This is a genomic window from Sphingomonas sp. (genome assembly GCF_017745215.1).
Classification (GTDB): Bacteria; Pseudomonadota; Alphaproteobacteria; order Sphingomonadales; family Sphingomonadaceae; genus Sphingomonas.
The window spans coordinates 25,671-48,370 of the sequence record NZ_JAGHZV010000016.1 but is presented as its reverse complement, the minus strand read 5'-3'; the positions used below and the strand labels follow the sequence as shown (position 1 = coordinate 48,370).

Genomic DNA, 22,700 nt, shown 5'->3' with positions numbered 1-22,700 from the left:
ACCCAGAGCCACGGGCGACGCGGTTTGCTGCCTTGGGTCCCGGCTTTCGCCGGGATGACGTTAGGGGGAGGGAGCTTACCTTGCTGGCCCGTGACAAGCGCGTGCCGCCCTGCTTAAACCCCGGGATGGACGCCGACACCGAGGGGACGCTGAAGCTGGACATCGACGGCTGGGAAGGCCCGCTCGACGTGCTGCTCGCGCTCGCGCGCAACCAGAAGGTCGACCTGCGCCAGATTTCGATCCTCCAGCTCGTCGAACAGTATCTCGCCTTCGTGAACGAGGCGCGCGCGCTCAAGCTCGAGCTGGCGGCGGACTATCTCGTGATGGCGGCGTGGCTGGCTTACCTCAAATCGGCGCTGCTGTTGCCGCGCAACCCCGAGGAGACGCCGAGCCCGGAGGAATTGGCGCTGCGGCTCCAGTTGCGCCTCGAACGGTTGAACGCGATGCGCGAGGCGGGCGCCCGGCTGGTCGCGCGCGACCGGATGGGGCGCGACGTCTTCTCGCGTGGCGCGCCCGAGGGGCTCAAGCTGCTCCGCAAGGCGCGCTGGGAGGCCGAGATCTACGACCTGATCGCTGCCTATGGCCGGATCAGCGCGCGCACCCGGCCGGTGATGCACGTGGTCGCGCAGCGCGACGTGATGACGCTGGAGGAAGCGATCGAGCGCGTCTCGCAGCTGATCGGCGCGCGGATCGAGTGGAGCACGATCGAGACCTTCCTCCCCGAAGGCGCGAGCGGCAGCTATCGCAAGTCGGCGCTCGCTTCGTCGTTCGTCGCCGCGCTCGAGCTCGCGCGCCAGGGGCGGCTCGAGCTGCGCCAGAAGTCGGCGTTCGCGCCGCTCTACCTCAAGGCGAGCGCATGATCGCGCCCGACGACCTGTCACGCGCGGTGGAGGCCGTAATCTTCGCTTCCGAATCGCCGGTGAGCGTCGAGGAGATTCGCGCGCACGTCGGCGCCGAGGCCGATGTGGCGGGGGCGCTCGAAGTGCTGCAGGGGCTCTATGCGGGGCGCGGCATCGAGCTGGTCTGCCGCGGCAACCGCTGGCATTTCCAGACCGCCGCGGACCTGGCCCACCTGCTCCGCCGCGACCGCGAGGAGCGCCGCAAGCTCAGCCGGGCGGGCATCGAGACGCTGGCGATCATCGCCTATCACGAGCCCGTCACCCGCGCCGAGATCGAAGCGATTCGCGGCGTGCAGATCTCCAAGGGCACGATCGACGTGCTGATGGAGGCGGGCTGGGTGCGCCCCGCCGGACGCCGCGAAGTGCCGGGCCGTCCGCTGACGTACGCCACCACCGCGGGCTTCCTCACGCACTTCGGGCTGGAGAGCCGCCGCGACCTGCCGGGGATCGAGGACCTGCGCGCCGCGGGCCTGCTCGATCCGGTCGATCTCGCAATGGAGCACCTCATGATCGACGAAAGCGAGTCGACCGAGGTGGAAACTGTCGAGGAAGATGACTAGATACACCCGGAATCGAGGAGATTTGAAATGGGTGGTTTCAGCCTGATGCACTGGCTTCTGTTCGCCGGCATCGCGATCCTGGTGCTGGGCGGCGGGCGTTTCTCGAACATGATGGGCGACGTCGCCAAGGGCATCAAGAACTTCAAGAAGGGCATGTCCGAGGACGACGAGGCCAAGCCTGCCGCGCGGATCGAAGGCAAGGCCGCGCCCGAGCCGCAGGTCGACCGCGACGCCGAGCGCGTCCGCGAGGAGCAGCGCTGAGCGCTTCGTTTCCGCGCGCCGATTATGATGCGCGCCTGCCGGGCTAATCGCTGAATGCTGGATTTCAACCCTGCCGAGTTGCTGGTCGTCGCCGTGGTGGCGCTGGTGGTAATCGGGCCCAAGGACCTTCCCAAGGCCATGCGGCTGGCCGGAAAATGGGTCGGCCGCGCGCGGGGAGTCGCGCGCCAGTTCCGTTCGGGCTTCGACGCGATGGTGCGCGAGGCCGAGCTCGCCGAGATGGAGAAGCAGTGGAAGGCCGAGAATGAGCGCATCATGCGCGAATTTCCCCAGCCGTCGCTGAATGCGCCGCACGCGCTGATCGGGCATTCGGATACGGGCCCGGAGGCCGCCGATCCCGAGCCGGTGATGGTCGAGCAGCCGCTGATTCACATCCCGCCCGAGCCGGTCGCCCCGGCGGAGTCCGAGGTTGTCGCGCCCGCCCCAAGGCGCCGGGCCGCCAAGCCCAAGGCGGCGGTCCAGGATATGTCCGCATCCCCGGCGCCCAAGCCGCGCAAGCCCCGCGCCAAGGCTCAGCCGTGAACGATATCGACGATACCCAGGCGCCGCTGCTCGAACATCTGCTCGAGCTTCGTCGGCGGCTGCTCTGGTCGGTCGCGGCGCTCGTCATCTGCTTCGCCCTGTGCATGGTCTTTGCTCGGCCGATCCTCGCCTTCCTCGTCGCGCCGCTGGGCAGCGCGGGGCAAGTGACGATCATCAACACCGAGATCTACGGCGGCTTCCTCGTCGAAGTGAAGGTCGCCTTCTTCGCCGGGCTGATGCTGTCGTTCCCGATCATCGCCAACCAGCTGTGGCAGTTCATCGCGCCTGGGCTCTACCGGCGCGAAAAGAGCGCGCTGCTGCCGTTCCTGCTGGCGACGCCGATCCTGTTCCTGACCGGCGCGGCGATGGCCTATTATGTCGCGATCCCCACCGCGCTGAAGTTCCTGCTCAGCTTCCAGGGCGACCTCGGTCCCGTGCATCAGCAGGCGATGCCCGATGTCAGCAAGTACCTCGGCTTCATCATGCAGTTCATCTTCGGCTTCGGGCTTTCGTTCCTGCTGCCCGTGCTGCTGATGCTGCTCGAGCGCTCGGGGATCGTGACCTATGAGCAGCTGAAGGGCGCCTGGCGCTATGCGGTGGTCGGCGCGTTCGGGATCGCGGCGGTGCTTACGCCGCCCGACGTCGGCTCGCAGCTGTTGCTCGCCGTGCCGCTGTGCGGCCTCTATTTCCTGTCGCTGTTGGGAATATGGTTCACGCGCCGGCGGCGCGAGCGGGAGGTGGAGGCCGAAGCCAAGGAAGCCGCTGCGGAATAGCCCCTCCCGCATGGGGGAGGGGCCTTCGGTATTTCTTACTTGGCGTCGTCGGCGGTCTTGGCGACCGTATCGCCGGCCGAACGCACGTCCTTCCCGACGCCTTCGACGGTGTTGCACGCCGTCAGCAGCAGCGCGGCAGTGGCGGTGAGGGTCAAGCCCAAAATCTTGCGCATCGATACTCTCCTTTGGGAACTGGGATGGCGCGCACTCAATGCGCGGCCGCAGCAAATCGTTCCGCGCATGGGCCGAGCCCTGCGGCGAGTGGAAAAACGATGCTGCTGGAAAATGTTAGGCCCGGAAGCGTCACCGGGGGGGGGAGGGTTGACGCTTCCGGGCCCATGTCTTGGATAGCGAGAGCGGGGGGGCAAATGGTCACTATCCGGGGTGTAGAACGTCCTCTGTGGGTCCTGGTTCCCGCGTAGTTCAAAATTTTTCGAAAAAAGTTCAGGCGTGGCCGGTGACGGCGATCGTCGCTTCATAGGCGCCGGTCAGCGGCTCGTGGTGGAGCCGCGTGCGCAGCTGCCGCGCGAGCCCCGCGATGATGCGGCCGTGGCGCGTCTCGAGCAGCTCCTCGAGTTGCGCGCTTTCGACCAGCGCGGGCGAGGTGACGCGCAGCAGCGCGCGATCGGGCTCGGCCTCGGGCTTCACGCTGATGCGGACCTGCGCGCTGTCGCTGCAGGTGATCGCCAGCTCGAGCAGCTCGGTGAGCAGGAAGGCCACGGCGATCGCGGTGTCCTGCGAGACGAGATAGGGTTCGATCTCGAGCGTGATGCCGAAGCCCGAGGCATGTTCGGGCGCCGTCGCGCGGATGCTCGAGGCGAGTTCGCCGATCACCGAGCGGAGCTCGAGCCCGCGGTTGACTTCGATCTCGGCATAATGGTGGCGGTGCACCACCGCGAGCGCATCGACGCGGCGCTGGATCGAGGCATAGGCGTCGCTCGCCTCGGCGCTCCTGGCGCCGCGCGCGTGGAAATTGATCAGGCTGGCGATGACCTGGAGGTTGTTCTTCACGCGGTGATGGACCTCGCGGGTCAGCTTGGTCTGGCGCACCAGCCCCTCGGCGAGCCCCGCCTCATGGTCCTTCACCGTCTGGCTGATGCCGCGGAAGGTGTTGCCGAGCTCGCGGATCTCCTGTGCGGGCATCGCGCCCGACCAGGCGGGATCGATCACTTCGCCGGGCACATAGGCGCTGACTTCGCGGCGCAGCCGTCGCAGCGGGCGGATCAGCAGCCGGTCGACCACGAACCAGCTGATTCCCGCCGCGGTGATCCACATCAGCACGAGCATCACCATCGCGATGACCAGCGGGCGCGTGAGCTGCGCGCCGGGCATCGTCATCTCGAGCACGAGCCCGTCGATGCCGAGCGGCGTATTGACGCGCTCGTTGCGGCCGAGCGTGCCGGTGCTGGCGAGCGCGCGCAGTTCGAGCCGCTCGTCCTCCTTCACCAGCGTCGCGCCGTAATCGGGGACGAAGCCGCTCGGCCGCGCGATCGCGGCAAGCGCGGTGGAAGGGTAATAGGCCGTGGCGATGCCGCCGCGCGTACCCCCGACGCGCAGCACCAGCGCTTCGTCGACGATGGTCGCTTCGACCTGGCCTGCGCGCAGCACCGTGGTGCCGGAAATCGAAAGGCGCTGGCCGCAAAGCTGCTCGCCGCGCCGGCCGGTGATGGCGATCCGCACGCCCGCGGCGCTGAGCGCACCATAGGCACCCAGGACGCGCATGCAGCTCGGCGCGTCGGCCGGGCTCGCCTCGAGCGCGGCGAGCGCGTCGCGAAGCTCGGGGATTTGGTTGGCGAGCGTATTGGCGAGCACGCCCGAACTCTCCTCAGCGGCGGCGTGCAGCCGCGCGCGCGCATCGAGGTCGGCCTCGCGCGTGGTCTGGAGCGTGGTGATGAGCGCGATCAGCGCGAGCGGCAGCAGCGCGACGACCAGAATGGCGAACACCTTCGCGCCCGTTGGCATGCGCGCCAGGAGACCCGCTGCACCCTTGCCGCGCGTCTCCGGGTTGGAAGGAGTCATCGCCAGGCGTCAGCCGAGCTTCTTCAGCAGCTCGAGCATCTCGTCAGGAATCGATTCGCCCAGCGTCTCGTCATAGGCTTCCCGCAACGCGGCGCCGACGGAGCCTCCGCCTTTGCGCCCGTTCGTTCCGCCTTGCGCTGTACTATCCTGCTTCTTCACGGTCTTTTTCGCGGAACGCACCATTCCCCCCTGAGGAACCCGGACCGGCCGGGGGCTCGGATATAAACTGTTGCCGACGAGCACAAGCGCTCGTCGGTGGCGAGTGCCGCGCATGGCGGCGTATGGGGCATGAAACCAAACAGCGGCTCGTTTGTTCCACACCCGATGCGATTCCGTGCAGGGGCATGTGCGGAAGGGCATGAAGGCAATTGCAATGCGGGGGCGGGAGCGCGACAAAAGCTGGCCGTCCCCCAGGGAGAAACAGTTCACTATGTCGCTTGGACAGCAGCTTGCGCCGCACCTTCCCTTCCTGCGCCGCTATGCGCGCGCGCTCACCGGCAGCCAGGTGGAGGGCGATCGCTACGTCCGCGCCACGCTCGAGGCGATCGTGGCCGCGCCGGACGAATTCCCGCGCGACATCGATGCCCGGCTGGGGCTCTACCGCACCTTCCAGGCGATCTGGCAGACCACGCACCTCGACGAGCATGACGAGGATGCCGGCGACGTGAGCGAGCCCGAGGCGATCGCCCGGCGCCGCCTCGCTCGCCTCGCGCCGCTTTCGCGCCAAGCGTTGCTGCTGACCGCGATGGAGGGTTTTACCACGGAGGATACCGCAATGCTGATCGGCCGGACCGCGGGCGACGTCTCGGGGCTGGTCGCCGAGGCGATTTCGGAAATCGAACGCCAGACGCGCACGCGCGTGCTGATCATCGAGGACGAGCCGCTGATCGCGATGGACCTCGAGACGATCGTGCGCGACATGGGCCACGACGTGACCGGCGTCGCCGTCACGCGCGACGAAGCGGTGGCGCTGGCGATGGAGGAACGGCCCGGCCTGGTGCTCGCCGACATCCAGCTCGCCGACGACAGCTCCGGCATCGACGCCGTGAAGGACATCCTCGCCGAATTCTCGGTGCCGGTGATCTTCATCACGGCCTTCCCCGAGCGGCTGCTCACCGGCGAGCGGCCCGAGCCGACCTTCCTGATCACCAAGCCCTTCCAGCGCGAGACGGTGAAGACCACGATCGCGCAGGCGCTGTTCTTCGATCAGGCCACCGTTCCGGCGCACGGCTGACGGTAGCGCGGGCGCGGCGAACCGTTTGGGCGAGTTCCACCTGATACGGACCCAAAACGGTTTGCGCGCGTTGGTGTGGCATGGCGGAGAAGGAACCCATGCAGATCGACACGGAAGACGCCCGCGCCGGCGCTACCCCGCACATGACTCGCTACATCCTGGGCTTCGGCCTCGCGCTGGTCATCATCGCCTTCCTCCTCATCTATTACCTGCTTTGAGCGAGGGGGCGTCGGACGATGCAATTGGCAAGCGCCGCTGCCGCGCCTAGGTTCAATTCCGGCCGCCCGGGCGCGCGGCCAAATCGATGGAATCGCATGACTCAGCCCGAAAAATCCGTGGACGAGAACGAGGAAGCCGCCGGCGAGAATACGCCCGTGGAGCATGTCTCCCTGTCGGATCCCGAGTTCAAGCAGCAGCTGGCGCAGGTCATCCCGCACCTGCGGGCCTTCGGCCGCTCGCTCTCGGGCAGCCGCGACCTGGCGGACGACCTGGTGCAGGAGACGCTGCTCAAGGCCTGGGCCGCGCGCAAGCGCTTCCAGGCCGGCACCAACATGCGCGCCTGGACCTTCATCATCCTGCGCAACCTCTACCTCAGCCAGATGCGCCGCTCGCGCTTCAAGGGCGAGTGGGACGATTTGGTCGCCGACCGGCTGCTGGCGGCGCCGGCGAGCCAGGACAAGCACGTCGAGCTCTCGGACATGCAGCGCGCGCTGCTCCATCTGCCACAGCCGCAGCGCGAGGCGCTGATCCTCGTGGGCGCGGGCGGCTTCGCCTATGAGGAGGCGGCCGAAATCTGCCAGGTCGCGGTCGGCACGATCAAGAGCCGCGTCGCGCGCGGCCGCGTGGCGCTGGAGGCGCTGCTGAACGATGGCAGCCTGCCGTCGCGGCGCGAGTCCGGGCTTCCGTCAGGCGAGAGCGCGCTCGACGCGATCATGGGGCAGGTCGACGACCTCAGCCGCGAGCGCTGATTTCCGATTGCCGTCATCCCGGCTTTCGTCGGGATGACGGCTTTACGTGAGAACATTGAGTGCGGGATCAGCCCGCGTGCGGCCCGGGCACGTCGAGCCGCCGGAGCATCGCCATCATATCGTCAGGCAAGCCGCGCTCGCCGGCATAGGCATCGCGGAGCGCAAAGCCGATCGCGTCGCCCGCGCGCGGGCGCTCGACCCGGAGGCCGGGCTGGTGCTGATCTGCATCAAGAAAGGCGTCTTCGCGTGCCATGCCCCTAAAACGGTCGTTCTCCATATTTGTTGCTTGACATTGCAGGGATTGATTGGGGCAAGGCGCCGCAGGTCATGGTTTCGACACCCCAGCAAGCCGATCTCGATGCGGCAATCGCGCGCGCGCGCGCGCACGCGCCGTTCCTTGCCCAGCTGATCGACCGCGAGCCCGCGCTGGTCGCCGACGCGCCCGCGCTGCTCGCCGATCCGATCGCGGCGGCGCGGGCGGGTGTGGACGCGCCCAGCGAAGGCGCGGCGCTCCGGCGCGAGCGTCGGCGGCTCGCGCTGCTCGTCGCGCTGGGCGATCTCTCTGGTGCCTATGACCTCACGCGCGTCACCAACGTGCTCAGCGACTTCGCCGACCAGGCGCTGGGCCGTGCGATCCGCGCGGCGATCCGCGAGCGCACCCCCGACGCCGAGCCGCGCGGCTTCGCGGCGATCGCGCTCGGCAAGCTCGGCAGCCGCGAGCTCAACTATTCGTCGGACATCGACCCGATCCTGGTCTTCGATCCCGCGACGCTGCCGGCGCGCGAGCGCGAGGCGCCCGAGGAAGCCGCGGTGCGCATCGGCCGCCGGGTGGTCGCCCTGATGCAGGAGCGCGACGGCGAGGGCTATGTCTTCCGCGTCGACCTGCGGCTGCGCCCGTCGCCCGAAGTAACGCCGATCGTGCTGCCGGTCGAGGCGGCGATCAGCTATTATGAATCGCAGGCGCTGCCCTGGGAGCGCGCCGCCTTCATCCGGGCACGCGCCTGCGCCGGCGACACTGCGCTGGGGGAGAGCTTCCTCGCCGCGATCCGCCCGTTCGTGTGGCGCCGCGCGCTCGACTATGGCGCGATCCGCGAGATCCGAGACATCTCGCATCGCATCCGCGACCATCATTCGCGCGGGCAGGTGTTCGGCCCGGGCTATGACCTCAAGCGCGGGCGCGGCGGCATCCGCGAAGTCGAGTTCTTCGCGCAGATCCACCAGCTGATCCACGGCGGCCGCGATCCCGGCCTGCGCGCGCCCGCCACCCGCGACGCGCTCGCCGCGCTCGCCGAAGCGGGGTGGGTCGACGGGGTCGAGGCGCAGGCGCTGTCTAGGGCCTACACCGAGCTGCGCACGATCGAGCACCGGCTGCAGATGGTCGACGACCTGCAGACCCACCGGCTGCCGCCCGATCCGGCGACGCTCGACAATGTCGCGCGGCTCGACGGCATGGCCGATGGCGCGGCGCTGGTCGCACGGCTGCGCCCGCATGTCGAATGCGTCGGCCGCGTCTATGACGGACTGGCGGGCGAGGGGGGCTCGCAACTGCCCACGGGCGGCGAGGCAATGGCCGTGGCGCTCGCCGAGGCCGGACTCGCCGACCCCGCCACCGCGCAGCGGCTGATCGACGGCTGGCGCTCGGGCACCTATCCGGCGCTGCGCAGCCCGGCGGCGCGCGAGGCGCTCGAGGCGGTGCTGCCCGGGCTGGTCAAGGCCTTCGCCGAAGGGCCGGACAGCGCCGCGGCGATCGCGCGCTTCGATGCGATGCTCTCGAAGCTGCCGAGCGCGATCAACTTCCTCCGCCTGCTCGAAGCGCAGCCGCCGCTCGCCCGGCTGCTCGGCGCGATCCTGGCGCTGGCGCCAACGCTCGCCGACCGGCTCAGCCGCCGCGCCGAGCTGCTCGACGGGCTGATCGATGCGAGCGCGCTCGAGCCCGTCGCGTCGGTGGACGACATCGCCGCCGAAATGCGTGCGGGCGAGCGGGGCGACGATTACCAGCGGCTGCTCGAGCGCGTCCGCCGGCTGGTCGGCGAGAAACGCTTCGCGCTGGGCGCGCAGATCGTCGCGGGGACGTCGGACCCGCTCGAGGTCTCGGCCGGCTATGCCCGTGTCGCCGAGGCGGCGATCCAGACGCTCGCCGCCGCCACGGCGGAGGAGTTCGAGCGCAGCCACGGCAAGGTGCCGAACAGCGAGCTCGTCATCCTCGCGCTCGGCCGGCTCGGCGGCGGGGCACTGACCCATGCTTCCGACCTCGACCTCATCTATCTCTTCACCGGCGACTATCTCGCCGAGAGCGACGGACAAAAGCCGCTTGGCGCAGTGACTTACTATAATCGGCTCGCACAGCGGCTGAGCGGCGCGCTGGCAATGCCGACCGCCTCGGGCCCGCTCTACGAAGTCGACACGCGGCTGCGGCCGTCGGGCGCGCAGGGCACGCTGGTCGTCTCGCTCGAGGGCTTTCGCCGCTACCAGGAGCAGGAAGCCTGGACCTGGGAGCATATGGCGCTGACCCGCGCTCGCCCGATCCACGGCTCGCCGGCGGCGCGCGAGGCGGTCGTCCAGGTCATCCGCCGCGTGCTCGACGGCAAGCGGCCCAAGCGCGACATCGCCGCCGACGCGGTGAAGATGCGCCACGAGATTGCCACCCACAAGCCGCCGGCCGGCCCGCTCGACGCCAAGCTGCTCGACGGCGGGCTCGTCGACCTCGAGTTCGCGGTCCACACGATCCAGCTCGCCAGCCGCAAGGGCTTCGACCCCGACCTCGGCCGCGCGATCGACGCGCTCGCAGCGGCGAGGAAGCTCAAGCCGGGCATGCGCCCCGCCTATGAGTTCCTCTCGCGCCTGCTCGTCGTGCTTCGGCTGGTGGCGCCCGACAGCCAGGTGCCGGGCGCGGCCACGCAGGCGCTGATCGCGCGCGCGCTCGGGCTTGCGACCTGGGACGAGACGGTTGCGCAGTTCGAGCGCACGCGGCAGGAGGTGCGCGCGTGCTGGCAGTCGGTACGAGGCAAGGTGAAACGCTGATGGCAATCGAAGAGGGCGACAAGATTCCGGCGATCGAGCTCGACACGCCTGCGGGCGGCAAGATCGCGCTGCGCGACTGCGTCGGCAAGCCGTTCGTGCTCTATTTCTACCCCAAGGACGATACCTCGGGCTGCACGCGCGAGGCGCAGGACTTCTCGGCGCTGATGCCCGAGTTCGAAGCGCTCGGCGCGGCGGTGCTCGGCGTCTCGAAGGACGGCGCGATCAAGCATCAGAAGTTCATCTCGAAATACGACCTCACCGTGCCGCTCGCGACGGATACCGACGACAAGGCGATGCAGGCGTTCGGCGTGTGGGTCGAGAAGTCGCTCTACGGCAAGAAATACATGGGGATCGACCGCTCGACCTTCCTGTTCGACGCCGAGGGCAAGCTCGTGCGCGCCTGGCGCCGGGTGCGCGTGCCCGGCCATGCGATCGACGTGCTCGAAGCCGTGCGCGACCTGGGCCACGGCTGATGCGCAGCGTCGCTGAGGCGGCGCGAGCCGTCCTCGCGGCGGCCGACCCGCGCGACAAGGTGATGGCGGCGCGAGCGGCTGCGCGCGGCTGGCGGATGGGCCGGCTGGCGCATGACTTCGACGTCGCCATGCCCGATCGCCCGGCGCGCCCGGCCGAGCCCGAGCTGCTCCCGCCCAACCGCATGCCCAAGCGTGGCAAGGCGGGATCGGAACGCAGCCGCATCGCGCTGATCCATGCGCTGGCGCACATCGAGTTCGTCGCGATCGACTTGGCGTTCGACATGGCCGGACGGTTCGGCGCGCATTTCCCGCGAGCGTTCGTCGACGACTGGTTCGGCGTGGGCGCCGACGAGGCGATGCACTTCGCGCTGCTCGACCGGCGGCTGAAGCAGCTCGGCAGCCGCTACGGTGCGCTGCCTGCGCACGACGGGCTGTGGGACGCCGCGACCGCGACGGCGCACGACGTGCTCGCGCGGCTCGCGATCGTGCCGATGGTGCTGGAGGCGCGCGGGCTCGACGTCACGCCCTCGACGATCGATCGGCTTTCGGCTGTCGGCGATGCAGCCAGCGCCCGAATCCTCACACGGATTCTCAACGACGAGGTCCGCCATGTTCGGGCAGGGACATATTGGTTCGAATCGGGCTGCGCGCGCGAAAGTTTCGTGCCCGAAACCAAGTGGCGCGAGCTGGTCGAGCGCCATTTCCGCGGGCTGGTTAAGCCACCGTTCAACGACTCGGCGCGCGACTCAGCCGGTTTGACGCGCGATTATTACCAACCACTTGCGGCCCAATGAGTTCCCATACCAAAAGTCGTGGCAGGGGTCGCGACGCGGAGGGGCTGCGTTCGACATAGTGAAATTCGAAGGCTGACGCTGGGATCAACCGGCGCTGTCTTCCTTGGTTTGCCGGGGACTCATGGCTAACGCATCGTACAGCAAACAGGCGCGGCTCGCGGACCGCATCCGCGCCCTGTTCACGACGCGAGACTTCATCTTTCACGACGGACGCGACCTGAAGCGCTTCAGCATCGCCGGGCGCACCCAGGCGGTGGTCGCCTGCGTGGGCGCCGTCACCGTGCTCTTCTCGGGCTATGGCGTGGCGCAGGCGATGGTCGGCGCGATCTCGGTGAGCGGCGTGGCCGGCAAGGACACTTCGCCCCAGGCGCAGATGGCCGAGATGGCCAAGCAGGTCCAGAAGATGCAGGACGACGTCGAGGCCGCCAAGGCCTCGGTCAAGGCGCACGCCGCGCGCGTCGAGCACAACCAGGCGCTGATCTCCGCCGCGCTGACCGGCAACGCCGATCGCGCCAAGATCAACCAGCCGATCCCCGACGCCGCGAACAAGACCAGCGCGATCGCCGAGGAAGTCCTCGCGCCGCTGCGCAAGCTCGAGAGCCGCCAGCTGGCGCTCGCCGGCAAGGCGCAGGCAGTGCTCAACGCGCGCTACAGCCAGACCGCGGCGAAGATTCGCGGCCTCGGCCTCGATCCGCAGCGCTTCGAGGGCGGCTTCCCGATCGTCCAGGGCGGCATGGGCGGTCCGCTTGAAGCGGCCGACGGCGATGGCGGCGATACGGCTGCGGCCGATGCCGACGCGCAGTTCCGCTCGCTGTTCCTCACCTGGCAGAAGCTCGACAACCTCGAGCAGACGGTGATCTCGATCCCGTCGCTCCAGCCGGTCGAGAACATCACGTTTTCGAGCACCTTCGGGGTGCGTTCGGATCCGTTCCGCGGCTCGGCGGCGATGCATCCGGGCGTCGACATCCCCGGGGCGCTCGGCACGCCGATCTATGCGACGGCCGATGGCGTCGTCGCGCGCGCCGGCCGCGTCGGCGGCTATGGCAACATGGTCGAGATCAGCCACGGCCACGGCATCTCGACGCGCTACGGCCATATGTCGAAGATCCTGATCGGCGAGAACACCAAGGTGAAGCGCGGCCAGCTGATCGGCCTGATGGGCTCGACCGGCCGCTCGACCGGCAGTCACCTCCACTACGAGGTGCGCGTCGACGGCAAGGCGGTGAACCCGGTGCCCTTCCTGCAGAACGGCGGCTATCTCGCCGCGATCCAGCAGAAGGGCGCGATGGGCGGCCCCGCCGCCGACTGAGTTTCCGAGTCCAGCAGGAGAGGAGCGAGAGGCCGCCCGAAGAGGCGGCCTCCGTCGTTTTGGCGAACTTCTAATCCCGATACTGATGCCGTCATCCCGGCGAAAGCCGGGACCCAGGGCAGCAAGCCGCATCGCTCGTGACCCTGGGTCCCGGCTTTCGCCGGGATGACGGTCATGGAGCGCGGTGGCTGGTTGCCCTTCGCCCCGCACGCCACTATCTCCCCCGCATGACCACCGTCGCCGACATCGCGCTCACGCCCGCCGCCGCCGCGCGCGTCGCCGTGATCGCGGCGAAGACCAGCAAGCCCGCGATCCTCCGCCTCTCGGTCGAAGGCGGCGGCTGCTCGGGCTTCCAGTACAAGTTCGGCTTCGCCGAGGGGATCGAGGGCGACGATATCGTCGCCGAGACCGACGGCGTGAAGCTGGTGGTCGATTCGATCAGCCTCGACCTCGTCCGCGGCGCCAGCGTCGACTTCGTCGAATCGCTCGGCGGCGCGGCGTTCCGCGTCGACAACCCCAACGCCGCCTCGGGCTGCGGCTGCGGGTCGAGCTTCTCGGTCTGAGCGCGCCGCGTTGAAGCTCGTCACCTACAACGTCAACGGCATCAAGGCCCGGCTCGAGCGGCTGCTCGAATATCTCGCCGAGCAGCAGCCCGACGTGGTGTGCCTCCAGGAGCTCAAGAGCGCCGACGAGGGCATCCCCACCAAGGACATCGAGGCCGCCGGCTATGGCGCGGTCTGGCACGGCCAGAAGGGTTTCAACGGCGTCGCGGTGCTGGCGAAGGGCCAGCAGCCGGTCGAGCGCCAGCGCGGGCTCGCGGGCGATCCCGACGACGCGCACAGTCGCTACATCGAATGCGAGGTCGGCGACCTGATCGTCGCGTCGATCTACCTGCCCAACGGCAATCCGCAGCCCGGCCCCAAGTTCGACTATAAGCTCAAATGGATGGAGCGGCTGCAGGACCGCGCCCTTGCGCTGCTCGCCGAGGAGCGGCCGGTGGTGCTTGCCGGCGACTACAATGTCATCCCTAACGACGATGACACCTTCTCGGTTCGCGCGATGGCCGAGGATGCGCTGATGCAGCCGGAGGCGCGCGATCGCTACCGCGGCCTGCTCGCGCAGGGCTGGACCGATTCGCTGCGCACGCGCTTCCCCCAGGGCGGGGTCTGGACCTTCTGGGACTATCAGGCCGGCGCCTGGCAGCGCGACGCGGGCTTCCGCATCGATCACCTGCTGCTGAGCCCGATCGCCGCCGACCGCTTCCTCAACGCCGGAGTCGACAAGGACTATCGCGGCCGCGAGAAGGCGAGCGATCATGCGCCGACCTGGGTGCAGCTGCGCTGAGCCTGCTATGATGCGTCCAGGAGACTGGAGCATCGCGATGAAGCCGATCTGGATCGTTGGACCTCTCGCCCTGGCCGCCGCGACCCCCGCGATGGCGCAGGAGGAGCGCGACTATTGCCCCGCGCGCCCCGGCCTGGGCGACACGCCCTGCACGATTGCGCCGGGCCGCGTCTCGGTCGAGACGGGCCTTGCCGACTGGCAGCATGACAGGAGCGGCGGCGCGGTGACCGACACGATCACGCTCGCCGACACGCTCGTCCGCGCCGGGATCGGCACCAGCTTCGAAGCCGAGATCGGCTGGACCCCCTATGTCCGCGAGCGTGTCCGCGATGCTGGCGGCGTGGCTACCGGCAGCGCGGTGGGCGACCTGACGCTCGGCCTGCGCAAGAACCTCGTCCATCCAGACGGCAGCGGCTTCTCGATCACGCTCGAGCCGCTGGTGATGCTGCCGGTCGGCAAGGCGCCGGCCGGGGCAGGGGACTGGAGCGCCGCGCTCGCCATTCCGGCCAGCCTCGCGCTTCCGGGCGACTTCTCGATCCAGAGCACCGCGACGCTCGCCGCCGCGGTCGACGGCGACGGGCATGGCCGCCATTTCCAGGCGAGCGAAGTCGTCGGGCTCGGCGTGCCGCTCACCTCGGCGCTGTCCTTCACGCTCGAGGGCCAGTGGATCCGCGACGAGGATCCCGCGGGCGGGACGACACAGGGCTATGCCGGGGGCTCGTTCGCCTGGTCGGTCTCGGACGATCTCCAGCTCGACGTGGGTGGCGCGCTGGGGCTCAACCACGACGCCGCGGACACCGAGATCTACGCCGGAATCGCCCGCCGCTTCTGATTGCGGCCCGGGCCCCTTTCGGAAAACCGCTCGCCATTGCGCGCCTCCGTCCGCCTCATCGGCGGGCTTTCCCAAAAGCTGGCGTGATTTACTGTACTATAGCACCGTCACTGCCTTCTCGTTTAAGCTAAGATATTGATATTAAAGTAAATCATAAACTGGCACGCTCGATGCAATTCCTTGGGTACAGGCCGAGACCCCCCTGGCCTGGAGGAAGCAGAGAGGGAGTTAGAGACATGACCGCCACGTTCGGCCGCGCCACCCGCACCGCCGCCACCATCGCCGCCGCTGCGCTGCTCGCCGGCACGATGACCCCCGCCTTCGCCGCGTCGCCCGACGGCGACAAGGCGCCCGTCGCCAAGACCCAGGAAAAGGCCGAGGTCTCCAAGTCGCGCATGATCTGCGTGAAGCAGTTCACCACCGGTTCGCGCATCGGCCACCAGACCTGCAAGACCCGCGAGCGCTGGATCAAGGAAGACGGCGTCGATCCGCTGGACCTTCAGGCTCGCTGAGCCGGCACGACCTTCCGGCAGCGCCCTCGCGTTCGCGCTGCCGGCTTGCGACGGGCGTGTCGTGGTCCCCCATCCACGGCACGCCCGGCCGCGGAAGCCGTACCGAAAGCCGCGGACAATTCAGGCCGTCAGCGGCTTTTCGTAGATGACATATTCGCGGTTCACGCGGCTCTCGATCGCTTCGGCGATCGACTTCATCCCGATATTGTCCTCGAGGATCCAGCCGATCTCGCCGCGCCTGGCGCCGTACTTCGCCACGGTCGCGCGGCGGATGTAGGAGATCATCATGAAGGCGAGCTGGCTGGCAAGCCGGCTGGTCTGCAGCTCCTTCACCACGCCCATCAGCGGCACGCGCGCGGTGTGGACCATCGGCTTCCTGAGCCACCACAGCAGCTTGAGGAAGTTGAACGGGAAGAGCTTGCCGTTGAACGGCTTGATCGCCTCGTTCATGTCCGGCAGCGTGATCATGAAGGCCACGGGCTTGCCGTCGTACTCGGCGATGCGGATCATTTCCTCGAAGACGATCGGCTTCATCTTCTTGCCGACATCGTCGACTTCGCGCTGGGTGAGCGGCACGAAGCCCCAGTTGCCCGACCAGGCGTCGTTCATGATGTCGAGGATCACCTGCGCTTCCTCGGCGAACTTGCTCTTGTCGACCATGCGGATCCTGATCCGCGGGTTCTTCTCGCCCGAGCTGACGATGCGCTGGACGACGGGCGGGAATTCCTTCGACACGTCGAGCTCATAGGTGAGCAGCGTCTTCGCGCGCTCGTAGCCCAGCGCTTCGATCCAGCCCTGATATTCGGGCAGGTTGTGCCCCATCATGATCGTCGGCGACTGTTCATGGCCCTTCACCAGCAGGCCGGGCTCCTCCCAGACCGAGAGGCTGACGGGGCCGAGCGCGCGCGTCATGCCCTTGGCCTTGAGCCAGCCCTCGGCGGCGGCGATCAGCGCCTGCGCGGTCGCCTCGTCCTCGGCCTCGATCATGCCCCAGAAGCCGGTGCCGGGGCCGAAGCCCTGCTCGGGCGGCTGCTCGAGCGCGAGGAAGTCGATGTGCGCCGAGATGCGCCCCACGACGCGGCCGTCGCGCTCGGCGAGGAACAGCTGGTTCTCGGCATGGCTGAACCAGCCGTTCTTCTTGGGATCGATCATCCCCGCCACTTCGTCGCGCAGCGGCGGCACCCAGGCGGGATCCTTGGCGTTGAGGCGATAGGCCAGGTCGATATAGGCCTTCTTGTCCGCCTTGTTGTCGATCGAGATCGGGCGGACGGTCGGTGCGGCTTGTGCCAAGTGATGGGTCCTCGTCTTTGCGCGGCGGATCCAGTCTCGCTCGCGCGAGGCCGTGTCAAGCGCCTAGAGAAGGGCGGCGGTGAGGCAGGCGGGCCGGGCGCACCCCTTCCCATGCCACCATCTAGCCACTATCTCCGGGCAAGGGGCCAGTATGACCAGTGGTATCGTCGCTTTCGAATGGCATGACGCGGACGCAGGCAAGGCGTCTTCGCGGACGGCTGCCGATGTCCGCCGCGCCGAGGACAAGGCGATGCTGCGCGCCGCCGCCGACCTGACGCGTGACCTCAACGCGCCCAAGCCCTGGGTCTATTGGACCGATCTCACGCTGTCGGTGATCGTCGGCTGGGGCGCGCTCTGCGCCGCGATCATGCTGCCGCTCGGCTGGGCGATCGTCGCGGGCCTCGTCTCGGCGCTGGCGCTCTACCGCGCGGGCAGCTTCATCCACGAAGTCTCGCACATCAAGCATTCGGCGGTGCCCGGGTTTCGGCTCTACTGGAACCTGGTGATCGGCATCCCGACGATGGCGCCTTCGTTCATGTACGAAGGCGTGCACAACCTCCACCACGCCCGCACCCGCTACGGCACCGCGGAGGACCCCGAATATCTGCCGCTCGCGCTGATGAAGCCCTGGACGGTGCCGGTGTTCGTGCTGCTCGCCGCGCTGGCGCCGGTCGCGCTGATCGTGCGCTTCGCGGTGTTCGCGCCGCTCTCGCTGGTCTTCCCGCCGGTGCGCAAGCTGGTGGTCGAACGCTATTCGGCGCTGGCGATCAACCCCGCCTTCCGCCGCCGCGCGCCCGAGGGCGAGGCGAAGCGGCTTTGGCTCGCGCTCGAGGTCGCGACCAGCCTCTGGGCGATCGCGCTGGTCGCGATGGTGGTCGCCGACGTGATCCCGGTGCGCGCCTTCCTGACGTATCTCGGCGTGTTCGCGGTGGGCGCGGTGATCAACCAGGTTCGCACGCTCGTCGCGCATCTCTGGGAGAATGAAGGCGAGCCGATGAGCGTGACCGCGCAATATCTCGACTCGGTCAACGTGCCGCCGCCGGGGATGCTGCCCTTGCTCTGGGCGCCGGTGGGGCTGCGCTACCATGCGCTCCATCACCTGCTGCCGGGCGTGCCCTATCACGCGCTGGGCGAGGCACACCGCCGGTTGAGCGAGGCGCTTGGGCGGGACTCGGCCTACCACAAGGCGAGCTATCCGGGGCTGCCCGGGCTGGTCGTCCGGCTGGTGCGGAGCACGATGATCGCGCGCTGAGCTTTCAGGGCCGGGTTTTCAGGAACGGGGGCCGGGGCGGCGATGCTCCGGCCTTTTTCATGTTCGCACCCTCTTCGGTCGTCATCCCGGCGAAAGCCGGGTGCCAGGACCGCGAGCGACGTCCTCCGTAACTCTGGGCCCCGACTGTCGCCGGAGTGACGGTCAGCGGACTATTCCTCGGTCCGCAGCAGCACCGCTTCGCCGATCATCAGGAACAGCAGGAACGGTCCCCAGGCGGCGAGGAAGGGCCAATAGGCACCGAGGTTGCCCATCGCGAGCGCGAAATTGTCCGCGACGAAATAGAGGAAGCCCAGCGCCATCCCGACCACCGCGCGCAGGAACAGCTTGCCCGAACGCGCGATGCCGAACGCCGCCACGGCGCCCAGCAAGGGCATCAGCACCGCCGAAAGCGGCCCCGAGAATTTGTGCCACAGCGCGCCTTCGAGCGCGTCGGTCTGGCGGCCGGCGGCCTTGAGGTCGGTGATCGCCTCCGACAGGCCGATGAACGACAGCGAATCCGCATCGACCTGCGCCAGCGTGAACTGGTCGGGCCGCACCCCGTCGGCGGCATGCACCGTGCCGAGCGGCGTGAGCTTGCCTGTCATCACGTCGAAGCGCCGGGCGTTCTGCAGCCGCCAGCCCTTTCCCTCGCGCGTGCCGCTGTCGGCCATGATCATCGAGGTGAGCGCGCCCTTGTCGCGCTCGTTGATCGTGATCCCACGCAGCCGCGCGGCGTCGCCGCGCCCGTTGATCTGCTCGACCTGGATCAGGTCGTCGCCGCTGCGCACCCACACGTTGCTGCGATCGCCATGGTCGACCGGGAGCCTGTTGTAGTCGACCGCCTTCCACGCCTCCAGCGTCGCGGTCGCGCGGGCCACGATCCGCTCGTTGAACGCGAAGGAGACGATCGCCACGCCCAGTCCCGCGACGATCAGCGGCGCGAGCACCTGGTGCGCCGAGAGCCCCGAGCTCTTCATCGCGACGACTTCGCTGTTCTGGTTGAGCTGCGAGAGCGTGATGATCGTGCCGAGCAGCGCCGAGAAGGGCAGGAAGCGCGAGATGATCTCGGGCGTGCGCATGCTGACGTAGCGCCAGATCTCGCCATCGCCATTGCCCGGCACCGCGAGGATCTTGCCCGATTCCGAGAGCAGGTCGAGCATCTGGAGGACCAGCACGAGCGCCGCCAGGATGGCGAAGGTGCGGATCATGAACATCTTCACCATGTACAGCGAGATGGTCCGCGACGGGAAGAAGTTGGCGAAATTGCCGAGCGCGCTCATGCCGGCTTGGCTCCCAGGTCGCGGCGGAAGGGCAGGTGGCGGATCACGAAGGCGCTGAGCTTGGCGAAGCCGCGCTCGAGCGCGCCGATCGGCTGGCCGCCGGGGACGTAGGCGACGGTATAGTACATCCAGAACACCAGCCCCGCGAAGGCGGCGAACGGCACCCATTGCGAGATGATCGGGTCCACCCGCCCCAGGCCGCCGAACGCCTGCCCATATTCGTTGACCTTGTGATAGGTCACGATGAGGATGATCGAGAGGAACACGCCGAGCGCCGAGGTCGAGCGCTTGGGCGGGATGCCGAGCGCCGCGCCGAGGAAGGGCAGCAGGAACATCGAGGCGATCTCGGCGATGCGATAGTGGAAGGCGGCGCGGCTGGTGTCGCGCAGCTCGGTCGAGGCCTTGGGATCGCCGCCGATCCGCGCGAGCTCGGGCAGGGTCAGCTCGAGGTTGCGCCCGCCGCGCGTTCGGAAGGTCTCGTATTTCGGGAGCGCGATCGGCAGGTTGTGCGTGGTGAAGGTCAGCACGCGCGGCACCGGCGAATCCTTGCCCTTCTGGATCAGCGTGCCGTTGGTGAGGTGGAAGACGATCTCGTCGGGATTGTCGGTGCGCAGGAAGGTGCCGTTGCGCGCCGAGACCGAATACCAGGTGCCGTCCTTGGCGGTGGCGTGGACGAAGATGCCCGAAAGCTCGCGCCCGTCCTTCTGGCTGCTCTCGATCCGCAGCGTCATCCGGCTGCCGAACTGCGTGAACTCGCCGACCTTGATCGAAGCGCCGAGCGCGCCGGTACGCAGCTCGAAGCGCAGCCCCTCGTAATTGTAGCGGGCATAGGGCTGGAGGAAGCCGACGATGCCGAGGTTCACCGCGGCCAGTGCCACGGCATAGATGAAGGGCACCCGCAGCAGCCGGGTGTAGCTCAAGCCCACCGCGCGCATCACGTCGAGCTCCGAGGAGGTCGCGAGGCGGCGGAAGGCGAGCAGCACGCCCAGCATCAGCCCGATCGGCACGGCCAGGCCGAGATATTCGGGGAGCAGGTTGGCGAGCATCCGCCACACCGCGCTGATCGGCCCGCCCTCGGTCGCGACGAAGTCGAACAGGCGCAGCATGCGGTCCAGCACCAGCAGCATCGCAGCGATGACGAGGGTGGAGATCAAGGGCACCGCGATCAGCCGCGCCATATAGCGATCGATCGAATTCATGCGCTGCGGCTTGTGCCTTTACTGCCTGGGCCCGGCGGGACTGGGATGGACCCGCAGGCGTATGACGCAGGGCTATAGAGGCGGTTCCCGAGGGCGTCAGCAGCAAAGTTGCGGCCAATGGGACGGCTGGCGGAAATCACATGCTGCGCGGCGCGGCTGCCGCAGCGACGGCGCGGGCCAATGCCGCCATGGTATAGGGCTTGCGCAGCACCGGATGGCCGCCGAACGCGTCCGCCCCGGCCTCGCCCGCGAAGCCGGTGAGGAACAGCACGCCGACGCCCGCGAGCCGCGGCTCCAGCGCCGCGATCATCTCGGGGCCGGTCTGGCCGGGCATCAGCACGTCCGAGACGACCAGGTCGAGCGATTCGAGCCGGTCGATCGCCGCCGGCGCGGCGAGCGGATCGTCGATCGATGTCACGCGATGGCCGAGCTCGGTGAGCGCGCTGACCGTGGCGTTGAGAACGCGCGGATCATCCTCGACCACCAGGATGTCGAGCACCCGCTCGCCTCCCTCGGCTTCGACATGCGCCTCGGCGTCCTCCTCGGCGACCGCTTCGCCGGTGTAGCGCGGCAGATAGAGCTTCACCGAGGTGCCGAGGCCGATCTCGGTATCGATCGCGATCTCGCCGCCCGACTGGCGGACGAAGCCGAAGATCTGGCTGAGCCCGAGCCCCGTGCCCTTGCCGACCGGCTTGGTGGTGAAGAAGGGCTCGAACACGCGCTCGAGCACTTCGGGGGTCATGCCGCTGCCGGTATCCGACACGGTGATGACGACGTAATCGCCCGCCGCATTCTCGCCGACTTCATTCTCGCCGAGCGCCGCACCGCCGGTAGCGATGGTGAGGGTGCCGCGCCCGTCCATCGCGTCGCGCGCATTCACCGCGAGGTTGAGGAGCGTATTCTCGAGCTGGTGCCGGTCGATCCACACGCGCCAGCCGAGCCCCTGGTCGCGCGTCTCGACCGTGACCTGGTCGCCGAGCGTCCGATCGAGCAGATCGGACATGCCGTGGATCACCTTGCCTGCCTCGACCGACGCGGGGAGCAGCGCCTCTTCGCGCGAGAAGACGAGCAGGCGGCGCGTGAGCGTGGCCGCGCGATTGGCGCCTTCCATCGCATTCTCGATGTGCCGCGCCGCGTCGGTGCCACCCTGGTGGAGGTGACGCTTTGCAAGCTCGAGCCCGCCGAGGACGACGGCGAGCATGTTGTTGAAATCATGCGCAATCCCGCCGGTGAGCTGACCGACCGCTTCCATCTTCTGGCTCTGGCGCAGCCGCTCCTCGGCCTGTTCGCGCTCGCGGGCCTCCTCGCGAAGCTGCGCAGTCGCCTCGACCACGGCTTCGTGGAGCTGCCCGGCGCGCGCGGCAGAGGCCGCGGCGTCGGCATCGGCGTGCGCACGCTCGCGGACCGCCTGGACCATCAGCGCGCCGAGCACGATCGAGCCGAGCACGGTGAGCAGGCCGAAGATCGCGAGCACGGTCGTGGTGGTGCGCGAGCTGGCCAGCAGCGCTGCCGCTTCGAGCTTGCGCTGGCCGAGCAGGTCGCGCTCGCGATCGACCACCGCGGTGAGCCGCGTCTCGAGCGCCGCGCGCGCCTGGGTGTCGCTGACCTGATAATAGGCGCCGAGCGCGTCGCGGTCGCGCTTGAACACCGAATAGAGCGCGGTCTCGTTGAGTTCCTTGCTCCGCGCGTTGAAGGCGCTGCGCAGTGCGCCGATCCGCTGCTGGAGCGCGGGATCGTCGCGCGTCGTCGCGTCGAGCCGCTCGATCTGGTCGGTGGCGCGGCCCATCGCATCGGCATATTGCCGGCCGATCGCCTTGTCGGCGCTGACCACGTAGCGGCCGAGCGAGCTCTCGGCCTGGGCGATGGTGGTCGAGAGCTGGCCGGCGCGGATGATCACTTCATAGGTTCGCGCCTGCTTGGCGAGCGCTTCGTCGCGCTCGCGGTCGGTCGACATCTGGAGGTTGACGAGCGCAACGAGCACCAGCGCGCCCAGCAGGGCGAGCACGCCAAGCAGGATCGCGCGCCAGTCGAGCTGCCTCGCCAGCGCCTCGTCTCCATTGCCGCTCATGCACTTGGTTCTAGCTTCGAACTCGACCGGGTCAAACCGTGTGCACGCGGACCGTCACCGATTTCGGCTTCC

Annotated in this window: 24 protein-coding genes; 16 read left to right on the top strand and 8 right to left on the bottom strand. The window is 68.6% G+C overall.

All coding sequences use genetic code 11. The features are described 5' to 3' along the window. The first annotated feature begins 125 nt into the window (after positions 1-125). The 5 genes from J7495_RS15565 to tatC are packed head-to-tail and all read left to right on the top strand — an operon-like array spanning position 126 to position 3,033. The gene (locus tag J7495_RS15565; RefSeq protein WP_294057635.1) at positions 126-860 is read left to right on the top strand and encodes a ScpA family protein; all 735 of its coding nucleotides are present in this window, start codon (positions 126-128) and stop codon (positions 858-860) included. After that, on the top strand, positions 857-1,459 hold the full coding sequence (gene scpB, locus J7495_RS15560; RefSeq protein ID WP_294057634.1) for an SMC-Scp complex subunit ScpB: 603 nt from the start codon (positions 857-859) through the stop codon (positions 1,457-1,459). The genes J7495_RS15565 and scpB overlap by 4 nt, the downstream gene beginning before the upstream one ends. Before the next feature lie 27 nt (positions 1,460-1,486). Beyond that, positions 1,487-1,720: a twin-arginine translocase TatA/TatE family subunit gene (locus J7495_RS15555; RefSeq protein WP_294057633.1), complete on the top strand. Its 234-nt coding sequence runs from the start codon at positions 1,487-1,489 to the stop codon at positions 1,718-1,720. 54 nt (positions 1,721-1,774) lie between these two features. Then, positions 1,775-2,260 (top strand): Sec-independent protein translocase protein TatB, encoded by a 486-nt coding sequence (tatB, locus tag J7495_RS15550; protein WP_294057631.1) that lies wholly within the window; start codon positions 1,775-1,777, stop codon positions 2,258-2,260. Next, entirely contained in the window at positions 2,257-3,033 is a 777-nt protein-coding gene (gene tatC / locus J7495_RS15545) for a twin-arginine translocase subunit TatC (RefSeq protein ID WP_294057629.1), read from the top strand. The genes tatB and tatC overlap by 4 nt, the downstream gene beginning before the upstream one ends. Before the next feature lie 35 nt (positions 3,034-3,068). On the opposite strand, the gene J7495_RS15540 is transcribed toward tatC, so the two are convergent. The 3 genes from J7495_RS15540 to J7495_RS15530 all read right to left on the bottom strand — a co-directional run bounded on the left by J7495_RS15540 (position 3,069) and on the right by J7495_RS15530 (position 5,235). Further along, a complete protein-coding gene (locus J7495_RS15540) occupies positions 3,069-3,206 on the bottom strand; it encodes an entericidin A/B family lipoprotein (RefSeq protein ID WP_294057628.1) in 138 nt (45 codons plus the stop codon). A gap of 271 nt (positions 3,207-3,477) precedes the next feature. Then, complete coding sequence (locus tag J7495_RS15535; protein ID WP_294057627.1) at positions 3,478-5,052, bottom strand: histidine kinase dimerization/phosphoacceptor domain -containing protein; 1,575 nt, start codon at positions 5,050-5,052, stop codon at positions 3,478-3,480. A gap of 9 nt (positions 5,053-5,061) precedes the next feature. Further along, positions 5,062-5,235 carry a NepR family anti-sigma factor gene (locus tag J7495_RS15530; protein WP_294057625.1) on the bottom strand — a complete coding sequence of 58 codons (174 nt, stop codon included), beginning with the start codon at positions 5,233-5,235 and terminating at the stop codon, positions 5,062-5,064. 247 nt (positions 5,236-5,482) lie between these two features. On the opposite strand from J7495_RS15530, the gene J7495_RS15525 reads away from it, so the two are divergent. Continuing rightward, positions 5,483-6,286, top strand: a complete 804-nt coding sequence (locus tag J7495_RS15525; RefSeq protein ID WP_294057624.1) for a response regulator — start codon at positions 5,483-5,485, stop codon at positions 6,284-6,286. 314 nt (positions 6,287-6,600) lie between these two features. After that, complete coding sequence (locus J7495_RS15520; RefSeq protein WP_294057623.1) at positions 6,601-7,254, top strand: sigma-70 family RNA polymerase sigma factor; 654 nt, start codon at positions 6,601-6,603, stop codon at positions 7,252-7,254. Between the two features lie 67 nt (positions 7,255-7,321). Here the strand turns inward: J7495_RS15520 and J7495_RS15515 are convergent, their stop codons facing one another. Then, positions 7,322-7,507: a hypothetical protein gene (locus J7495_RS15515; RefSeq protein WP_294057622.1), complete on the bottom strand. Its 186-nt coding sequence runs from the start codon at positions 7,505-7,507 to the stop codon at positions 7,322-7,324. A 74-nt stretch (positions 7,508-7,581) separates the two neighbouring features. Here J7495_RS15515 and J7495_RS15510 point away from each other — a divergent pair, with 74 nt between their 5' ends. The 8 genes from J7495_RS15510 (at position 7,582) to J7495_RS15475 (ending at position 15,539) form a co-directional block, all read left to right on the top strand. Then, positions 7,582-10,275: a bifunctional [glutamine synthetase] adenylyltransferase/[glutamine synthetase]-adenylyl-L-tyrosine phosphorylase gene (locus tag J7495_RS15510; protein WP_294057621.1), complete on the top strand. Its 2,694-nt coding sequence runs from the start codon at positions 7,582-7,584 to the stop codon at positions 10,273-10,275. After that, positions 10,275-10,748, top strand: coding sequence for a peroxiredoxin (locus tag J7495_RS15505; RefSeq protein WP_294057620.1), 474 nt, complete (start codon positions 10,275-10,277; stop codon positions 10,746-10,748). The genes J7495_RS15510 and J7495_RS15505 overlap by 1 nt, the downstream gene beginning before the upstream one ends. Continuing rightward, a complete protein-coding gene (locus J7495_RS15500) occupies positions 10,748-11,542 on the top strand; it encodes a ferritin-like domain-containing protein (protein ID WP_294057619.1) in 795 nt (264 codons plus the stop codon). The genes J7495_RS15505 and J7495_RS15500 overlap by 1 nt, the downstream gene beginning before the upstream one ends. A gap of 121 nt (positions 11,543-11,663) precedes the next feature. Further along, positions 11,664-12,851 (top strand): M23 family metallopeptidase, encoded by a 1,188-nt coding sequence (locus J7495_RS15495; protein WP_294057618.1) that lies wholly within the window; start codon positions 11,664-11,666, stop codon positions 12,849-12,851. A 227-nt stretch (positions 12,852-13,078) separates the two neighbouring features. Then, positions 13,079-13,414 carry an iron-sulfur cluster insertion protein ErpA gene (erpA, locus tag J7495_RS15490; protein ID WP_294057617.1) on the top strand — a complete coding sequence of 112 codons (336 nt, stop codon included), beginning with the start codon at positions 13,079-13,081 and terminating at the stop codon, positions 13,412-13,414. Positions 13,415-13,424: 10 nt separating this feature from the next. Next, positions 13,425-14,195, top strand: coding sequence for an exodeoxyribonuclease III (gene xth, locus J7495_RS15485; RefSeq protein ID WP_294057615.1), 771 nt, complete (start codon positions 13,425-13,427; stop codon positions 14,193-14,195). 7 nt (positions 14,196-14,202) lie between these two features. Then, the gene (locus J7495_RS15480; RefSeq protein WP_294057614.1) at positions 14,203-15,027 is read left to right on the top strand and encodes a transporter; all 825 of its coding nucleotides are present in this window, start codon (positions 14,203-14,205) and stop codon (positions 15,025-15,027) included. Positions 15,028-15,263: 236 nt separating this feature from the next. After that, on the top strand, positions 15,264-15,539 hold the full coding sequence (locus tag J7495_RS15475) for a hypothetical protein (protein ID WP_294057612.1): 276 nt from the start codon (positions 15,264-15,266) through the stop codon (positions 15,537-15,539). Between the two features lie 120 nt (positions 15,540-15,659). Here J7495_RS15475 and J7495_RS15470 read toward each other — a convergent pair whose 3' ends face one another. Continuing rightward, positions 15,660-16,829 carry an N-acetyltransferase gene (locus J7495_RS15470; RefSeq protein ID WP_294057611.1) on the bottom strand — a complete coding sequence of 390 codons (1,170 nt, stop codon included), beginning with the start codon at positions 16,827-16,829 and terminating at the stop codon, positions 15,660-15,662. A gap of 151 nt (positions 16,830-16,980) precedes the next feature. On the opposite strand from J7495_RS15470, the gene J7495_RS15465 reads away from it, so the two are divergent. Further along, complete coding sequence (locus tag J7495_RS15465; protein WP_294057610.1) at positions 16,981-18,081, top strand: fatty acid desaturase; 1,101 nt, start codon at positions 16,981-16,983, stop codon at positions 18,079-18,081. Between the two features lie 170 nt (positions 18,082-18,251). Here the strand turns inward: J7495_RS15465 and lptG are convergent, their stop codons facing one another. The 3 genes from lptG to J7495_RS15450 form a co-directional block, all read right to left on the bottom strand. Continuing rightward, positions 18,252-19,361, bottom strand: a complete 1,110-nt coding sequence (gene lptG, locus J7495_RS15460; RefSeq protein WP_294057609.1) for an LPS export ABC transporter permease LptG — start codon at positions 19,359-19,361, stop codon at positions 18,252-18,254. Continuing rightward, positions 19,358-20,560, bottom strand: coding sequence for an LPS export ABC transporter permease LptF (gene lptF, locus J7495_RS15455; protein ID WP_294057608.1), 1,203 nt, complete (start codon positions 20,558-20,560; stop codon positions 19,358-19,360). The genes lptG and lptF overlap by 4 nt, the downstream gene beginning before the upstream one ends. A gap of 136 nt (positions 20,561-20,696) precedes the next feature. Next, positions 20,697-22,628, bottom strand: a complete 1,932-nt coding sequence (locus tag J7495_RS15450; RefSeq protein ID WP_294057606.1) for an ATP-binding protein — start codon at positions 22,626-22,628, stop codon at positions 20,697-20,699. Positions 22,629-22,700: the final 72 nt, after the last annotated feature.

Bases quoted from the DNA above. Each gene is read 5' to 3' on its own strand.
- J7495_RS15565 (WP_294057635.1), top strand. From the start codon at position 126: ATGGACGCCGACACCGAGGGGACGCTGAAGCTGGACATCGACGGCTGG.
- scpB (WP_294057634.1), top strand. From the start codon at position 857: ATGATCGCGCCCGACGACCTGTCACGCGCGGTGGAGGCCGTAATCTTC.
- J7495_RS15555 (WP_294057633.1), top strand. From the start codon at position 1,487: ATGGGTGGTTTCAGCCTGATGCACTGGCTTCTGTTCGCCGGCATCGCG.
- tatB (WP_294057631.1), top strand. From the start codon at position 1,775: ATGCTGGATTTCAACCCTGCCGAGTTGCTGGTCGTCGCCGTGGTGGCG.
- J7495_RS15540 (WP_294057628.1), bottom strand. From the start codon at position 3,206: ATGCGCAAGATTTTGGGCTTGACCCTCACCGCCACTGCCGCGCTGCTG.
- J7495_RS15535 (WP_294057627.1), bottom strand. From the start codon at position 5,052: ATGACTCCTTCCAACCCGGAGACGCGCGGCAAGGGTGCAGCGGGTCTC.
- J7495_RS15530 (WP_294057625.1), bottom strand. From the start codon at position 5,235: ATGGTGCGTTCCGCGAAAAAGACCGTGAAGAAGCAGGATAGTACAGCG.
- J7495_RS15525 (WP_294057624.1), top strand. From the start codon at position 5,483: ATGTCGCTTGGACAGCAGCTTGCGCCGCACCTTCCCTTCCTGCGCCGC.
- J7495_RS15520 (WP_294057623.1), top strand. From the start codon at position 6,601: ATGACTCAGCCCGAAAAATCCGTGGACGAGAACGAGGAAGCCGCCGGC.
- J7495_RS15515 (WP_294057622.1), bottom strand. From the start codon at position 7,507: ATGGCACGCGAAGACGCCTTTCTTGATGCAGATCAGCACCAGCCCGGC.
- J7495_RS15510 (WP_294057621.1), top strand. From the start codon at position 7,582: ATGGTTTCGACACCCCAGCAAGCCGATCTCGATGCGGCAATCGCGCGC.
- J7495_RS15505 (WP_294057620.1), top strand. From the start codon at position 10,275: ATGGCAATCGAAGAGGGCGACAAGATTCCGGCGATCGAGCTCGACACG.
- J7495_RS15500 (WP_294057619.1), top strand. From the start codon at position 10,748: ATGCGCAGCGTCGCTGAGGCGGCGCGAGCCGTCCTCGCGGCGGCCGAC.
- J7495_RS15495 (WP_294057618.1), top strand. From the start codon at position 11,664: ATGGCTAACGCATCGTACAGCAAACAGGCGCGGCTCGCGGACCGCATC.
- erpA (WP_294057617.1), top strand. From the start codon at position 13,079: ATGACCACCGTCGCCGACATCGCGCTCACGCCCGCCGCCGCCGCGCGC.
- J7495_RS15480 (WP_294057614.1), top strand. From the start codon at position 14,203: ATGATGCGTCCAGGAGACTGGAGCATCGCGATGAAGCCGATCTGGATC.
- J7495_RS15475 (WP_294057612.1), top strand. From the start codon at position 15,264: ATGACCGCCACGTTCGGCCGCGCCACCCGCACCGCCGCCACCATCGCC.
- J7495_RS15465 (WP_294057610.1), top strand. From the start codon at position 16,981: ATGACCAGTGGTATCGTCGCTTTCGAATGGCATGACGCGGACGCAGGC.
- lptG (WP_294057609.1), bottom strand. From the start codon at position 19,361: ATGAGCGCGCTCGGCAATTTCGCCAACTTCTTCCCGTCGCGGACCATC.
- lptF (WP_294057608.1), bottom strand. From the start codon at position 20,560: ATGAATTCGATCGATCGCTATATGGCGCGGCTGATCGCGGTGCCCTTG.
- J7495_RS15450 (WP_294057606.1), bottom strand. From the start codon at position 22,628: ATGAGCGGCAATGGAGACGAGGCGCTGGCGAGGCAGCTCGACTGGCGC.